This is a genomic window from Streptomyces sp. NPDC057287 (assembly GCF_042667905.1).
GTDB lineage: Bacteria > Actinomycetota > Actinomycetes > Streptomycetales > Streptomycetaceae > Streptomyces.
Genome location: NZ_JBHUYV010000014.1, coordinates 112,122 through 126,477, shown reverse-complemented (window position 1 = coordinate 126,477; position 14,356 = coordinate 112,122). Strand labels below are relative to the sequence as shown.

Genomic DNA, 14,356 nt, shown 5'->3' with positions numbered 1-14,356 from the left:
CCCGGTCGACAGCGGATTCATGAATGCGTGTCTTGAATGCGCGTCTTGAATACGGGTCGTCCGGGGAATGCGGTCACCATAGTCGGGAAGCAGTGGGTTTCGCCGGTCCGGGGTGCCGGTTTATCGGACGAACGAGCGAAGTTTTACGCAACTGGACCCTGCGTCAACCAGATTCCCTCGGTGTCGACCTGCCCTGACGTTCCTTGGCGCGACTTGACACGAACTGCGTTGCCCCGGACCACCGGGCCCTTGCATCCTTTTGTTCAGCGCTCCACGGCGTGCCGCTCGAGCGGGATCGTCTCCCCGGATCACAGCGGCCGCTCATTCGGAATCACGCCCGGGAACGTCCGTCGAAACGCCTTTCCGGAAAGCATGGAAGAGAGGGAACGCGCCATGGCAGTCACCCCCGCACAGGTAAGTCTTCCCGTACCGCCCCATCTGTCCGACGCGACTCTGCGCGACTCCGCGCATATGGCGGGCGTCGAATTCAAGCCCCGCGACGCCGCCGAGATCGCCCGCCTCCTGGTCAGGACCGGCATCGACCTCGTCGAGGTCGGCATGGTCTCGGGCCCCGGCTCCAAGGACGCCGCCCTGATCGAGGCGACCCACGAGGCCATCGGTCCCGAGCGCAGCATGACGCTCCTCGTGGTCCGCGACCGCCACCAGGTGGCCACCGCCCTCGACGAGGCCGAGCGCCTGGGCGTGCGCCACATCATGTACTCCATCCCCACCTCCGAGCAGCACGCGAAGCTCAAGCTGGACTCGCCGAGCGCCAAGCTCCTGCACGCGGTGGCCCGCTCGGCGATATCCCAGGCCAAGGACCGCGGCTTCCACGTCACGTTCAGCGGCGAGGACGGTGCGCGCACCCCCAGGGAACGGCTGGTCCCGTACGTCGAGGCCGGCTTCGAGGCCGGCGCGGACCGGTTCCGGCTCGCCGAGACCGTGGCGTACCTCTCGCCCTGGCAGATGGAGGAGGTCATCTCCGACATCACCGTCATCGACGGCTCGGAGATCGAGATCCACTCGCACAACATGCTGGGCATGGCCGTGGCCAACTCCCTGGCCGCGGTCCGCGCCGGCGCCCGCTGGATCTCCGCGACCGTCGGCGGCATAGGCGAGCGCGGCGGCAACGCACCGCTCGCCGAACTGCTCACCGCCCTGCGCGTGATCCACGACGACCGGCGCTTCGACCTGACCCACCTGACCGAGCTCTCCCGCATCGCGCTGCGCGGCGCGGGCCTCGGCGAGGCCTTCCAGTCCGGACCGACCACCCCGCACGCCTTCGCGTACGAGCTGCCCGGCCAGCTGCTCCACCCGGAGGCCTACGAGACGCTCCCCGCCGAACTCGTCGGAAACACGCGTGAGCTGAGGGTCCGGACCCGGCTCACCGGCGCCCTGGTGCGCTGGGCGCTCGACGACTCCGGGGTCACCGTCGACGTCGACGCCTTCACCCCCTGGCTCGCGGCCCGGCAGGAGGACGGGGGCGCTCCGCTGCTGGACCGCGACGCCATCCGCAAGGCCGCGGTCGACTTCCAGAACGTCTGAGCCGCACCACCCCGCCCTGCCCCACCCGTACCCGTAGAGGAGCCCCACCCATGACCACCGCCACCCTGACCGGTGTCTGCCCGGAGTGCGAGACCGGCCTCACCCTGCCGCCGATTCTCGTCGGCGAGACCCTGTCCTGCCCCGAATGCATGCTGACGCTGCGCGTGGAGGCCATATCCGACGGCGAGCTGACGCTGGAAATGGTCGAGGTCACCCTGCGCGACTGGGGTCAGTGAGATGGGCAGAAGGGTCGCTGTCGTCGCGGACCGGGTCGGCTGGGAGGAACGCCAACTCATGCGGGCGGCCGAACCGGCGGGGCTGCGCATCGACTGGGTCAACGACGAGGATCTCGGCCTCGGCTCCGCCGACGCCTCCCCGCTCGCCGGCTACGACGCCGTCCTGGTGCGCAGCCGCAGCTACACCCGCGGCGGACTCCTCGCCACCCTCGTGGAGGCGGACGGCACACCCGTCCTGAACACCGCCGCCGCCATCCACGCGTGCGAGAACAAGCTCGTCCTGCGGGCGGTGCTGCGCGAAGCGGGTGTCCCCGTGACGGACTTCCGCCTCGTGCTGTCCCGCAAGGACTACGCAAAGGCGCTGACCGACCTCGGCACCCCCGCCGTGCTCAAGCCCGTCTACGGCGGAATGGGCAAGCGGGTCACCCTGGTCCGCGACGCCGACCTGGCGCACTCGGTGTACGACTACGTCGAGGACCTGGGGCACGCCTTCGAGCAGGCGTGCCTGCTCGAGCCCTACCTCGGCGGCGGCTCCGTCCGCTGCCTGGTGGTCGGGCGGGAGATCGTCGCCGCCGCCGAGTTCGAGAGCGCCGGCGCCGACTGGCGCAGCAATGCCGCCCTCGGCAACCGGAGCCGCTCGCTGGCGCACGACCCGGACGTGGCCAAGGTCGTCGACGCGGTCGTGGACCGGCTCGGTCCCGGCATCTACGGCGTCGACCTGTTCCGTACGGAGTCGGGCCACCTCGTCAACGAGGTCAACCACGCGCCCGCCTGGCGCGGGGTCGCCTCCACGACGGACACCGACATCTCGTCCGCCGTCATCCGCCACATACAGGAGACCCTCGAATGATCCGAGCAGGAATCGTCGGAGCCTCCGGACTCGCCGGCGGTGAACTCATCCGGCTCGTGCTCCAGCACCCGGAGCTCGAACTCGCCTATCTGGGCGGCAACTCCAGCGTGGGCCGCCGCCCCGCCCAGCTCCACCCCGGGCTGCGCCTCGACCTCGGCCTCACCGTCGAGGCGGTCGACGCGAACCGGATCGCGGAGACCTGCGACGTGGTGTTCCTGTCCACGCCCGCATCGGTCTCGGCCCGGCTGGCCGCCGAGCTCGCCGATCGCGTCGCCTGCGTGATCGACCTCAGCGGTGCGTTCCGGATCCGCACCCCGGAGCTCCACCAGCGCTGGTACCCGAAGGTGCCGCGGACCACCGAGCTCGCCGACCGCTTCGTGTACGGGGTGCCCGAGCTGATCGGCGAGAGCCTGGAGCACGCCGCGCTGATCTCCGTGCCCGGCTGCTACGCCACGGCCCTCACGCTCGGGCTGGCGCCCCTCACCCTGGGGCTCGGCCTGCCCCTGAAGACCGTCGTCGTGGACGGCAAGAGCGGATCGAGCGGCGGCGGGCTGCAGCTGAGGGTGCCGGACCTGCACCCTCTGCGCAGCGGCGCCATCGCCCCGTACGCGCCCACCGGGCACCGGCACGCGGCGGAGGTGAGCGACTTCCTGGAGCGCGGCAAGGCCGAGGTCGGTTCGCTGTCCATGTCCGCGTACGGCGTGGGCCACGTGCGCGGCCTGATGACCTCCGCGTACGTCTTCACCGACGCGGAGGTCACCGAACGCGAGCTGCAGCGCGCCTACGCACGGTTCTACAAGGGCCACCGGTTCGTGCGGGTGCGACGCCACACCGAGACGCTGATCCCGGTGCCCGACCCGCAGGCCGTCATCGGCTCCAACTACTGCGACGTGGCGGTCCTGCACGACCCCGAGGGCGGGCGGATCGTCGTGCTGTCCGCACTGGACAACCTGCTCAAGGGAGCCGCCGGGCAGGCGGTCCAGGCCCTCAACCGGCGCTTCGCCCTTCCCGAGGAGACGGGTCTGACCATGCTGCCGGTGATGCCGACATGACCGCCACCGGCCCTCGTGCCGCCCCCACCGTCGTCAAGCTCGGCGGCAGCTGCCTGGAGGACCTGGCCGACAGCTGGTGGGACGACCTCGCCGAGCACGGCCGGACCCGGCCCCTGGTCCTGGTGCACGGCTGGTCCAAGCCGCTCAGGAAGCTCGGCCCCCGCTACCGGGAGCCGTCCGCGATCCTGCGCGACCGCTACGGCAACCAGAGCCGCTGGACCACGCCCGAGGTCATCGCCGACATCAAGACCGTCAGCGCCGAGCTCGGCGAGGACGTCCTGGGCCGTCTGGAGGCGCGCGGCATCACCGCCGAGCGGGTCCTGGGCAGTGACGGCCTGGTCACCGCCGGGCCCGGCGAGCGCTTCTGGTGGAAGGACAAGCAGCTCGTCGAGCTGGAGAACCTCGTCGGCCCCATCACCGAGGTGGACCCCTCGTCCTTGAAGAACCTCCAGCCCGGTCACGCCTACCTGGTCACCCCACTGGCCAGGGACGCCGAGGGGCGGGAGGTCAACACCGACGGCGACCGGGCGGCCGCCGCCGTCGCCGGAGCCGTCGGCGCCCGCGACCTGGTCCTGGTCACCGACGTCGCCCATCTGCTCATCGACGGGGAACCGGTCCGCGAGATCACCGCCGGCGCTGCGGCGGCCTTCCGCGACAAGGGCGCCACCGGCGGCATGCGCAAGAAGCTGCGTGCCGCGGGCGAGGCGCTGGACAGCGGGGCCGGGCGTGTCGTCATCGGCGGCGCCCCCGTCAGCGAACTGCTCGCCGGCCGTGCCGGAACCGTCATCACGCGAACCTGAGGAGCCCGACGTGGCGAAACCCCGCGTGCTCGTTGTCAACAACGGGACGCTCTCGCTCAAGCAACTGAGTGCCCGGCTGGAGGAGCTGGGCTCCGACACCGACCCGGTGACCGTGGCCGGCGTACCCGCCGGCCTCGGCGGCCGCTATCAGGCGATCGTGCTCAGCGGAACCAAGGTCCGCGCCTACGACCAGGAGTACTACAAACCCCTCGTCGACCTGGTCCTCGGCTCCGACGTCCCGGTCTTCGGGATCTGCGGCGGCATGCAGATCCTCGCCGTCTCCCAGGGCGGCGTCCTGGCCGAGGGGCCGCAGCGCGTCGGCGGCTTCGAGGTGCGGGTCGACAAGCAGGAGCCGCTGTTCACGTACGTCAAGCCGACGGTGACCGTCTTCCACCGCCACACCCTGTACATCCAGCAGGCCCCACCGGGCTTCCGGTCCATCGGGCGCTCCGAGCACGCCCCGGTCGAGTTCCTGCGCTCCGACGACGGCCGGATCCTGGGGGCCCAGGCGCACCTCGAGTTCCGTGCCGACGGCCGGGAGATCCTGCGCGGCTTCACCGACCTGTACCGCTGAGCACCCCCTGAACCGCCGCACGCACCCCACCTTCCTGCTCACCGTTGGAGAAGACACATGACTGGCTGGGAAGCACGAGAGCCCGCCCTGACCGCTCACCTGAACGGCGCCGGCGGCGACATCAAGGGCTGGGTCGTCGTCGACTCGCTCGTCGACGGCCTCGCCATGGGAGGCACCCGGATGACGCCGGGGGTCACCGAGGCGGAAGTCGCCGGTCTGGCCCGTGACATGACCGTCAAGTTCACTCTCGCCGGGCTGCGCATCGGCGGCGCCAAGGCGGGCATCGTCGCTGACGGCTCCGACCGCGGGACGACGTTCCGCACCTTCGGACGTACCGTCAAACCGCTGCTGCACGGAGGCATCCACCTCGGCATCGACATGGGTGTCACCCCCGCGGACCGGGCGGTGTTCTTCGAGGAGGCCGGGTACGACCCGCGGTTCCGCCCCGGCGCTCCCGACATGCCGATCGACTGGCGCACCTACTACGAGCCCCTGATCGACTGCACCGGTCACGGCGTCGGCGTCGCCGCCGTCACGGCCCTGGAGGCCGGCGGGCGCACCGGTCCCGCCCGGGTCGTCATCCAGGGCTTCGGCGCGGTCGGCCGTGCGGTCGGTCGCTTCCTGGAGGAGCGCGGTCACGTGGTGGTGGCCGTGGCCGACGTGGCCGGAACCCTCAGCGCCGACCGGCTCCCGATGGACGAGCTGGTCGCCGTCACGGATGAGTTCGGTGCGATCGACCGCAGCAAACTGCCCTCCGGCGTCACCGTCCGCACCGACCGGGACGCCTGGCTCGACGTCGAGGCCGACCTGCTCATCCTCGCTGCCCAGAAGCACGCGCTGAACGCGGAGAACGTCCACCGCCTCCGCGCCGGCCTGGTCGTCGAGGGCGGCAACATCAGCTCGTCCGACGAGGCACGCGAGAAGGCCGCCGCCGCCGGGGTCCTCCTGGTGCCCGGCGTCATCGCCAACATCGGCGGTGCCGCGTCCGCCGCGCTGGCCGTCACCCGTGTGGTGCCCTTCGAGCTGGCCGCGGAGGCCCGCAGGGCATGGGTCTTCGACTGGGTCGGCGACCGGGTCCGCCAGAACACCCGCGACCTGCTCGACATCGCCGGCGCCACGGCGGGCAACCCGCTGCCGGAGCTCCTCGGGGCGCGCCGCGAGGAGCTGGCGCGATGACGTCGACCACCGCCGCCTTCCTGTCCAACGCGTCGGCCGCGGACCGGATGGCGGAGTACCGGCGGCGTGGCTGGTGGCGCGACGACACCTTCCTCGACGACCTGCGCAGCCAGGCCCGCCGGCGGCCCCGGAAGCTCGTCATCGCGGGCCGCCGCCTGGACGAGGCCCGCACCGACACGCTCGACTACGCCGAGCTGTCCCGGCTGACCGACCGGTTCGCCGGGGGTCTGCTCGAACTGGGCGTCGAGCGCGGCGACGTGGTCGCCGTACAGCTGCCCAACCGCTGGGAGATGGTTCCGCTGATGTTCGCCTGCATGGCGGTCGGCGCGGTCATCTGCCCCGTCGCGCCGGTCTGCCAGGCCGAGGAGCTGCGCCATCGTCTGGCGCTCACCGAGGCCAGGGTGTGCGTCACGCTCCCCGAGTGGGAGGGCTACCCGCTCGCCGAGACCATCTGCGACCTGACCGGCGAACTGCCCCTGGAACACGTCGTGGTCGTCGACGGTCCGGGTCCCGAGGGCACGGTCGACTTCCACGACCACTTCGTCTCCCACCACTGGGAGGAGCAGCTCATGGGCGATCTGGCGGGGCGCCAGCTCCGCCCCGACGAACCGTTCGTGGTGCTCTTCACGTCCGGCACGACCGGGTTCTCCAAGGGCGTGGTGCACAGCCAGAACACCGTGCACTCGGGCGTGCGGGGATACGTCGACACGTTCCTGCTCCGCGACGACCTGGTGGTCGCTGTCACCACCCCGCTGGTGCACTACTCCGGCTTCGGCCAGGGCGTGCTCGCCGGAGTGATGCTGGGCGGCACCATCGCCTTCCAGGACGGCCCCGACCACGCGGGCCTGCTCGACCTGGTCGAGCGGTACGGAGCGACCCTGCTCTACGGGCCGCCGCCCACGCTCTCCGGCGTCGCCCGCGCCCAGAACGCCGACCCGCACGACGTCTCCAGCCTGCGCCACACGGTCACCGGCGCCGCGCCGGTGCTGATGGAGCTGGTCGACGAACTGCGCGAGACGTTCGGTGCGCGCACCTACTCGGTGTGGGGCATGTCCGAATTCGGCCCGGTCACCATCAGCCGCCTGGACTACAACCAGGACTGGGCCGCGCACAGCCACGGACGGCCGATCGACTCCATGGAGATCCGCATCGACGTGTGTCACGACCCGAGCCGGCGTGCCTCGGTGGGGCGGCTGCGGGTGCGCGGGGCGTCGAGGGCGCTGGGCTACTTCAAGCAGCAGGAGCAGTTCGACTCGGAACTCACCGATGACGGCTGGTTCGACACCGGGGACGTGGCCCGCGAGGACGGGCGCGGCGGCATCCGGATCCTGGGCCGCTCCAAGGACACGATCCTGCGCGACGGGATCGTCGTCCCGATAGCGGAGCTGGAGGCGATCATCTCGCGCCACCCCAAGGTCGTCGAGGCGTCCGTCGTCGGACCCACCGGCCAGGTCGACGACCCCATCCTCGCGGTCGTCATTCCGGTCGGGGGTGTCCGTCCGACGCTGGAGGAGATACGCGCCCACCTGCGCCGGGCCGACCAGGACGACCGGTTCCTCCCGGACCGCCTGGAGCTGACCGACACCCTGCCCAAGACGATCACGGGCAAGGTCCGAAAGATCGAGCTCAGGAAGCTCTACGCACACTCCTGAGTCTTCCGTCCACCTGCCGACACGCCTTTCCCGCCTACCCGTTGGAGCCTCGGATGCCTCATCCAGCGCCGGTGACGATGTCGCCGACACTCGCCGCCGACGAGGCACTGATCCGCCGGCGGCTGGCCGGGGAGCAGGTCCTGTCCCTGGCCAGTGGGGAGATCGGCCTGCCGGTCATGCCCGAGCTGGCGGAGCGGCTCGCGCTCGCCGCGGACCACAACGCGTACGGTCCCGTCGCCGGTGATCCGGCGCTGCGCACGGCGGCCGCCGGCTACTGGGAGCGGCGCGGCCTGGCCACCCGCCCGGACGCGGTGGTGGCAGGGCCGGGCAGCAAGCCGTTGCTGTTCGCCCTGATGCTGGCCGTCGGCGGGGACGTCGTGGTGCCGGTGCCGAGCTGGGTCAGTTACGCGGCCCAGGCCCGGCTGGGCGGACTGCGTCCCGTCCCGGTCGCCACACGGGCGGGTGAGGGCGGCGTCCCGGACCCCGGGAGGGTCCGGGAGGCGGTGGTCCTCGCCCGGGCGGCCGGGCACGATCCGCGCTGCGTGGTGGTCACGCTGCCCGACAACCCGACGGGCACGATCGCCTCGGCGGCCACGGTCGAGGAGCTCGCCGAGGTCGCCAGGGAGCTGGACCTGGTGATCGTCTCCGACGAGATCTACTGCGACCTGGTCTACGACGGCACCAGGCCGGCCGTCTCCCCGGCCGTGTTCGCACCCGAGCGGACGGTGGTCACCACCGGGCTCACCAAGAGCCTGGCGGTCGGCGGCTGGCGCCTGGGCGTGGCCCGGCTGCCCGAAGGCCCGCTGGGCGAGCGGGTGAAGGCACGACTGCTCGGGGTGGCCAGCCAGATCTGGTCGAGCACCGCGGCGCCCGTGCAGGCCGCGGCGGCCTGGGCGTTCACCGAGCCGCCCGAGGTCGTCGCGCACATCGCCGCCGGCCGCAGGCTGCACGAGACGGTGGTCCGCGCCGTGGGTTCGCTGTTCGTCGCGGCGGGCGCCGAGGTGGCGCCGGTCCGTGCGACCAGTTATCTCTACCCCGACTTCGAGGCGGCACGGGACCACCTCGGGCGGGTCCACCGCATCCGTGACGGTGACGGCCTCGCCGTCACGCTCGGCGAGCGCTACGGCGTCGGGGTGCTGCCCGGCTCGGCGTTCGGCGAGCACCCCGGGGCACTACGCGTCCGGGTGGCCACCAGCCGCCTGTACGGGGAGAGCGACTCCCGGCGCACCCGCGCCCTGTCAGCCGACGACCCGCTGCGGCTGCCGTGGATCAGCGCATCCCTGGAGCGCGTCGCCGAGGTCCTGACCGACCTCACCGGCGTGTGCGTCACCCCGCCCGTGCACTGAAACCATCCGCCACCCCCCACCACCACACATCTCTTCTCTCTCAGGAGGCTCCGTCCGCCATGTCCATCCTCTTCGAAGCCGAGTACCGAGGACATCGTTACGCGGGAACCGGAGTCCCCGAGCCGGGCCGGGCCCACACCCTGCACGCCGTCGAGGACGGGCAGCTGCGCGCCGCGTTCCTCGCGGGCGGTGCCGAAGCAGCGCTCGCCGCCGCCACGAGCGGAGCCGAGACCGTGTCGGTGACCCTCGGCGACCCCGAGTTGCGGCTGCTCCCGCCGCTGCTGCCCACGGCCACCGACAACGCGCTGGTCAACGGATTCATGGGCACGCACCGCTCCAAGTTCGACCGCGCCCCCGAACCCGACGAGGAGTTCGTGGCCCCGAACTACTACATGAAGGGCTTCGGCTCCTGGCTGCGCGTGTCCGACGAGCCGCTGACCACCCCCGCCGACCCGATCTGGCTGATCGAGGAGCCCGAGGTGGTCCTGGTGTACGTCAACGACGGGGACGGCACCCCGCACTACGCCGGCTACACCTTCGGCAACGACCTCAACGACATCGGCCTGCACCTGAAGAACCCCTGGGCGTACACCCCGTACGCCAAGCTCTGCGAGACCTCGGTGCTCCCCTGGCTGTTCCTGGACGCGCCGCCGCAGAGCGTGACGGGCCGGGTCGTCGTCGAGCGGGACGGTGCAACCGCGTGGGAGGGCCCGTTCTCCTGCGGGGCCGACTCCATCTTCCACCGGTTCGAGGACATGGCGGAGCACCTGTTCTCGTACCCCCTGCTGCGGCAGCCCGGGCTGGTCACGTACACCTTCCTGGGCGCCGACAAGGCCACGTACCACGACGGGTTCCGTATCGAGGACGGCGACCGGATGGTGCTCGACGTGACCAGCCACGGTGTGGTCCTCGCCAATACCGTGCGGTACGGAACTCAGACCGCGACCGGTGCCGCCGGCCCGTACCTCCCACCGTCGTCGCGCCCGTCCGTGTCGCGCACGGCGTCCAGGTAGCCGGAGATCGCGTCCCGGTTACGGGTCAGGCACTGGATGCGCTCGGTCATCCTGTCCCGCTCCCGCTCCAGGAGCTCGATGGTCTCCGGCGCCGCGTCCGGCACATGGATCATCCGCGGGTCGCTGATGCACGGCAGGACCTTCCTGATCGCCCGCGTCGGCAGCCCGGCCTCCAGCAGGCCGCGGATCTGCAGGACCCGGTCCACCGTGCGCTCGGCGTAGTCGCGGTAGCCGTTGGGCGTCCGGTCCGATGTCAGCAGGCCCTGTTCCTCGTAGTAGCGGAGCAGCCTCCGCGGAGTCCCCGTGCGATCGGACAGCTCCCCGATGCGCATGTGCCCCTCCTTCCGTTCCCGTCCACTCGACCGACTTGACATTCACATCAATGTGAGGGTTTGAGGATTCAATCATGTCAACATCCCAACCAGAGCTGCTGGACGACACCTCCCCGGCACCCGAGCAGCGCAAGCTGCCCATGTCCCCGCTTCTGGCGCTCGCCACCGCGGCGTTCATGGGCATCCTGACCGAGGCGCTGCCCGCCGGTGTGCTTCCCGAGATGGCCCGCGACATGTCCGTCAGCGAATCGGCCATGGGCCAGGCGCTGACGATCTACGCCATCGCGACCGGTCTGTCGGCGATCCCGCTGGCCATCACCACTGCCACCTGGAACCGCAAGAGGCTCCTGCTGCTGTCCGTGACGGCCTTCGCCGTCGCCAACACGGTCACCGCGATCTCCTCGAGCTACCCGCTGACCATGGCGTTCCGGTTGATCGCCGGTGTCGCCGCGGCGGCTGTCTGGGCCGAACTGGTCGGCTACGCACGCCGGCTGGCGCCTCCGCACCTGCAGGGCAGGGCCATCGCCATCACCATGGCGGGCGTACCGCTCGCCCTGTCGCTCGGCATTCCCGTCGGTACGTTCCTGGGCGGCCTGTTCGGCTGGCGCCTCACCTTCGCCCTGGTCACGGTCGTCTCGGTGATCCTGCTCGGCTGGATCTGGGCCACCGTCCCGGACGCCGCCGGCCAGAAGCCCGGCGCCCGCGAGCCGATCCTCAGGGCCGTCCGGCTGCCCGGCGTCGCCGCCGTACTGTTCGTGGTCGCGGCCTACGTGCTCGCCCACAACATCCTGTACACCTACATCGCCACCTTCCTCGACACGTACGACCACGGCGACTCCCGCGACACCGTGCTGCTGGTCTTCGGCATCGCCTCCGTGGTCAGCATCTGGGTCACCGGCGCACTGGTGGACCGCAAGCTCAGGATGCTGACCGTCGCGAGCTCCGTCCTGTTCATCATCGCCTCGATCATGCTGGTGATGCTCGCCGGCGACCTGTGGGCCGTCTACGGCGCGATGATCCTGTGGGGCCTGGGCTGGGGCGGTGTCACCACGTTGCTCCAGACCGCCGTGACGGACGCGGGAGGCGACCGCGGGCAGGCACTTCTGGTCACCACCTGGAACTCCTTCATGGCCGGAGGCGGCGCCGTCGGCGGCATCCTGCTCGACGTGCAGGGTCCCAAGTCCTTCCCGTGGGGCGTCCTGGTCCTGATGCTCCCGGTGCTGCTCGTCGTGATCCTCGGACGACGGCACGCCTTCCCCGCGAAGCGCCCCAGCTCCGGCTGAGGCCCGTCTTCCCGGGCGGACGCCCCGGCCCCGTCCAGGGGCGTCCGCCCGGCTCCGGGCGCGCCACGGCCCGCACCGCCTCCACGTCCCCCGTCCGGCGGACGGGTCACGGCGCCGGAAAGGCCCCGTTCTCGACCTTCGAGAACGGGGCCTCTCCACTGCCCGCGAGGCGGGGTGACGGGCGGTCAGCCCAGTCCGATCTGGAACCCGACGCTGCGGACGGTCAGGATCCAGCCGCTGGAGCCGAGCTTGCTGCGCAGGTTGCACACATGGGTGTCCACGGTCCTCCGGGACCAGGAACCGCCCCAGACGTCCTGCATGATGCGGCTGCGGGAGATGACGTCGCCCGGGTTGCTCGCCAGCAGGTGGAGCAGGTCGAACTCCTTGCCGGTCACCTCCACCCGGCGCCCGGCCACCGTCACCCTGCGCGATTCGCGGTCCACCAGCAGCTCGCCGTGGGCGACCACATGGCCCTCCTGGCGGGGCAGGCGAGGCCGCACGCGGCGCATCACCGCGTCCATACGGGCCATCAGCTCCGGGAATCCGTACGGCTTGACCATGTAGTCGTCGGCACCTGCCTGCAGGCCGAGCACCCGGTCTAGCTCCGAGCCCCGCGCGGTCAGCGCGATCACGGGGGTGTCGTCGAACCGGCGGATGGCCCGGCACACCTCGATGCCGTCCAGGTCGGGCAGCTCCAGGTCGAGCAGGACCAGGTCCGCCTCCCCGTAGGCGCGTAAGGCGGCGACGCCGGTCTCCGCGCTGGTCACGGCGTGCCCGTGGCGCTGGAGTCCGCGCATGAGGAGTTCGGTGTCGGCCGGGTCGTTCTGCACGACCAGGACGGTCCAGCCCCGGGGTTCGTCGACCGTGCGCCTCGTGCCACTTCCTCGCCCCGTGGAGCGCGCCCGCGTGTGTACGCCGCGCGCCAGCAGGCCGGCCGGGTCAGTCATAGCCCTTCCCCCCTCGGATCCTTGGCTTTGACTCAACGACGCGTCAAATTCAATACCTAAAAGGATGTTTCTGTCAAAGGATTCACAGAGGATGAGATGCCCAGCTTTGAGCGGTATGTGGCCTTCTGTGGTGTCGAATCGGCCGGTGATGGTCGCAGTCCGCTTACGACGGCATGTTGATAGAGCTGGATATTCAGGTCATTTCGGTCAGATAATTTAACGCGCTGGTGAAAATTGATTCTCCTAGGTATTTAATGACTCCATGTCGTCGTCTCAACCGCAGGCCTCCCCGCAGGGGTGCCCGACTGCGCACCCGCCTCCCGTGGTCTGCCGAACTCGCAAGCAGGAGCGCTCCGTCCGCACCCGAACGGCCCTGATCCGCTCGGCGGCCGAGCGGTTCGAACGCCACGGGTACGAGCGGACGAAGCTGAGTGAGGTGAGTGAGGGGGCCGGCGTCACCACGGGCGCCCTGCACTTCCACTTCCGCAGCAAGGCCGACCTGGCCGAGGCCGTGGAGCACGCGGCCATCCGCAACCTCTACCGCGCCGCCCGCAGGACCCGGTGCGACCGGACCGACGCGCTTGCCGAACTGGCCGCGATCTCCTACTCGTTGGCTCATCTGCTGCATCGGGACGTGGTGTCCCGGGCCGGCTTCCGGCTCAACTACGAGACCTCGGGCCGCACCCGGCTGAGCATTCACCAGGAGTGGCAGAGCTGCGTCCAGCGGCTCCTCGTGCAGGCGGGCGAGGAGGAGGGGGCGCGTCTCGGTGCGCTGCCTCTGTGCGAGCTCGCCGACACCGTGGTCGGGGCCACCACCGGCTTCGCGCTGCTGGCCCGCGACAACCGCGCCTGGCTGTCACCGAAAGTGCTCACCGGCTTCTGGCGCGCCGTACTGCCGGACTGCGCCCTGGAGTCGAACGGTGGCGGGGACTGTTGAACTCAACGCTGACCCACGGGTATCTTATGGTTGTGGAGATTCTGTGGAGGCGTGCTCCGTGGGTGTTCCAGGCGCACCGGTGCGCCGGACGTTCTTCCAGCCCGCGGTCGCGGTCCCGGCACGGGGAACGATGTCCGCGTCCGGGCGGGTTCCCTGCCGGTCGTGCTTCCGAGTGCGCGCCGCGCTCCGGTGAACCCGACATCGGGACGCGTCCCTGCGCGGTGCGCCCCGACAGCGGGAAGCACGCCCCGTCGGAGCCCGTAGTACCCTTCGGGACTTCCTCCTCGGGCCCCTCGTCGCCGTTCCCGTAGTCCCGCGGGGGACATCTCGCCCACGGTGCGTGGCGCGGTCCTCATCAGCCGCCCCCAGTACCGCCGGAGCAACGGCCGAACGCCTTCCGGTCCGTTCCGGGCGCCTCGTGGGTGAACGCACGCTCACCGAACGGGGGAGGGGAGTCCGTCCCGTCCCCGGACGCCCCGCCGGCGCGGTGCGGAGCTGTTCCCGCAGGAGCGACCCCGCGCGTCCTCGGAGCCGTTCCGGCGAAACGCCCCTCGAAGCCCCGGGCACCGCCTCCTCACCCGGCCACTGAACACGCCTCACCCCGGACCCGAGC

14 protein-coding genes are annotated in these 14,356 nt (G+C 71.0%); 12 read left to right on the top strand and 2 right to left on the bottom strand.

What is annotated here, in order from left to right; genetic code table 11:
- Window positions 1-393 precede the first annotated feature (393 nt).
- The 10 genes from ACFUNE_RS25810 to ACFUNE_RS25765 are packed head-to-tail and all read left to right on the top strand — an operon-like array spanning window position 394 to window position 10,244.
- Window positions 394-1,545 carry an isopropylmalate synthase gene (locus ACFUNE_RS25810; protein WP_383572641.1) on the top strand — a complete coding sequence of 384 codons (1,152 nt, stop codon included), beginning with the start codon at window positions 394-396 and terminating at the stop codon, window positions 1,543-1,545.
- Between the two features lie 50 nt (window positions 1,546-1,595).
- Window positions 1,596-1,781 carry a lysine biosynthesis protein LysW gene (locus ACFUNE_RS25805; RefSeq protein ID WP_383572638.1) on the top strand — a complete coding sequence of 62 codons (186 nt, stop codon included), beginning with the start codon at window positions 1,596-1,598 and terminating at the stop codon, window positions 1,779-1,781.
- A gap of 1 nt (window position 1,782) precedes the next feature.
- Entirely contained in the window at window positions 1,783-2,631 is an 849-nt protein-coding gene (locus ACFUNE_RS25800) for a RimK family alpha-L-glutamate ligase (RefSeq protein WP_383572635.1), read from the top strand.
- Window positions 2,628-3,683: an N-acetyl-gamma-glutamyl-phosphate reductase gene (gene argC, locus ACFUNE_RS25795; protein ID WP_383572632.1), complete on the top strand. Its 1,056-nt coding sequence runs from the start codon at window positions 2,628-2,630 to the stop codon at window positions 3,681-3,683. The genes ACFUNE_RS25800 and argC overlap by 4 nt, the downstream gene beginning before the upstream one ends.
- On the top strand, window positions 3,680-4,483 hold the full coding sequence (locus tag ACFUNE_RS25790; protein ID WP_383572629.1) for an acetylglutamate kinase: 804 nt from the start codon (window positions 3,680-3,682) through the stop codon (window positions 4,481-4,483). Before argC ends, ACFUNE_RS25790 begins: the two co-directional genes overlap by 4 nt.
- 10 nt (window positions 4,484-4,493) lie before the next feature.
- Window positions 4,494-5,057, top strand: a complete 564-nt coding sequence (locus ACFUNE_RS25785; protein WP_383572626.1) for a type 1 glutamine amidotransferase — start codon at window positions 4,494-4,496, stop codon at window positions 5,055-5,057.
- A 57-nt stretch (window positions 5,058-5,114) separates the two neighbouring features.
- On the top strand, window positions 5,115-6,233 hold the full coding sequence (locus tag ACFUNE_RS25780) for a Glu/Leu/Phe/Val dehydrogenase dimerization domain-containing protein (protein WP_383572623.1): 1,119 nt from the start codon (window positions 5,115-5,117) through the stop codon (window positions 6,231-6,233).
- On the top strand, window positions 6,230-7,885 hold the full coding sequence (locus ACFUNE_RS25775) for an AMP-binding protein (RefSeq protein ID WP_383572620.1): 1,656 nt from the start codon (window positions 6,230-6,232) through the stop codon (window positions 7,883-7,885). Before ACFUNE_RS25780 ends, ACFUNE_RS25775 begins: the two co-directional genes overlap by 4 nt.
- Before the next feature lie 53 nt (window positions 7,886-7,938).
- Window positions 7,939-9,231 carry a pyridoxal phosphate-dependent aminotransferase gene (locus tag ACFUNE_RS25770; protein WP_383572617.1) on the top strand — a complete coding sequence of 431 codons (1,293 nt, stop codon included), beginning with the start codon at window positions 7,939-7,941 and terminating at the stop codon, window positions 9,229-9,231.
- 59 nt (window positions 9,232-9,290) lie between these two features.
- Window positions 9,291-10,244 carry a fumarylacetoacetate (FAA) hydrolase gene (locus ACFUNE_RS25765; protein WP_383572614.1) on the top strand — a complete coding sequence of 318 codons (954 nt, stop codon included), beginning with the start codon at window positions 9,291-9,293 and terminating at the stop codon, window positions 10,242-10,244.
- On the opposite strand, the gene ACFUNE_RS25760 is transcribed toward ACFUNE_RS25765, so the two are convergent.
- Window positions 10,166-10,576: a MerR family transcriptional regulator gene (locus ACFUNE_RS25760; protein WP_383572611.1), complete on the bottom strand. Its 411-nt coding sequence runs from the start codon at window positions 10,574-10,576 to the stop codon at window positions 10,166-10,168. The genes ACFUNE_RS25765 and ACFUNE_RS25760 overlap by 79 nt on opposite strands.
- A 74-nt stretch (window positions 10,577-10,650) precedes the next feature.
- Between ACFUNE_RS25760 and ACFUNE_RS25755 the strand changes: the two genes are divergently transcribed.
- Window positions 10,651-11,859 (top strand): MFS transporter, encoded by a 1,209-nt coding sequence (locus tag ACFUNE_RS25755; RefSeq protein WP_383572608.1) that lies wholly within the window; start codon window positions 10,651-10,653, stop codon window positions 11,857-11,859.
- Between the two features lie 185 nt (window positions 11,860-12,044).
- Here ACFUNE_RS25755 and ACFUNE_RS25750 read toward each other — a convergent pair whose 3' ends face one another.
- The gene (locus ACFUNE_RS25750; protein ID WP_383572605.1) at window positions 12,045-12,806 is read right to left on the bottom strand and encodes a response regulator transcription factor; all 762 of its coding nucleotides are present in this window, start codon (window positions 12,804-12,806) and stop codon (window positions 12,045-12,047) included.
- A 322-nt stretch (window positions 12,807-13,128) separates the two neighbouring features.
- Here ACFUNE_RS25750 and ACFUNE_RS25745 point away from each other — a divergent pair, with 322 nt between their 5' ends.
- Window positions 13,129-13,743 (top strand): ScbR family autoregulator-binding transcription factor, encoded by a 615-nt coding sequence (locus tag ACFUNE_RS25745; protein ID WP_383572602.1) that lies wholly within the window; start codon window positions 13,129-13,131, stop codon window positions 13,741-13,743.
- Window positions 13,744-14,356: the final 613 nt, after the last annotated feature.